The organism is Shewanella sp. KT0246 (assembly GCF_019654955.1).
Taxonomy (GTDB): domain Bacteria; phylum Pseudomonadota; class Gammaproteobacteria; order Enterobacterales; family Shewanellaceae; genus Shewanella; species Shewanella goraebulensis.
In genome coordinates this window covers 1-673 of record NZ_BPEV01000111.1, presented here as the reverse complement: position 1 = coordinate 673, position 673 = coordinate 1, and the positions used below count along the sequence as shown (strand labels likewise).

The following is a 673-nucleotide window of genomic DNA, read 5'->3' as shown; positions in this document are numbered from 1 at the left end:
GCCTTAGTCTCGTGGGCTCGGTGGAGAAGTGCTTAAAAAAGCCGGTGGCGTGCCAGTCACTTTGCCTGGGCGTGAACTTTATACGGCGCTACAAACCGGAGCAATTGACGCGACAGAGTGGGTGGGTCCCTTTAACGATTTAGCCTTTGGCTTACATAAGGCAGCTAAGTTTTACTATTACCCTGGCTGGCATGAGCCTGGAACGACCTTAGAGTTTCTTGTTAATCAAGAAGCTTTTGACGCTTTGCCGGCGGATCTGCAAGCGATAGTGAAAGTGGCAGCGAAAGCGATCAACCAAGATATGTTAGATGAGTACACCACCCGTCATATTGCTGCTCTGGAATCTTTAGTCAATGAACACGGTGTGGTTATCAAGCAATTTCCCGATGAAGTGATGGCTCAGCTCGCTGTGTTATCTAAGCAAGTAATAGCAGAGCAGTCCATGCAGGATGCAACTATGAAAAAAGTTTATGATGCTTATATTGACTACGAAGCGGGGGTACGTAAGTATCACTTAATCTCAGAAGATGCTTACAGTCGATTTAGGCAGTAGCTTAACCTATGCTCATCAGCAAGTTAGAGCGAATTTGGAGAATGAATATGCCGTTATTAGATAGTTTTACCGTTGACCATACTCGAATGAATGCACCTGCGGTTCGTGTGGCTAAAACCA

At 45.8% G+C, this 673-nt stretch carries 1 pseudogene; it reads left to right on the top strand.

Features of this window, described 5'->3' with window-relative positions:
- Nucleotides 1-600: 600 nt before the first annotated feature.
- Nucleotides 601-673, top strand: a pseudogene (locus K5Q58_RS20655) (S-ribosylhomocysteine lyase); the annotation flags it as partial.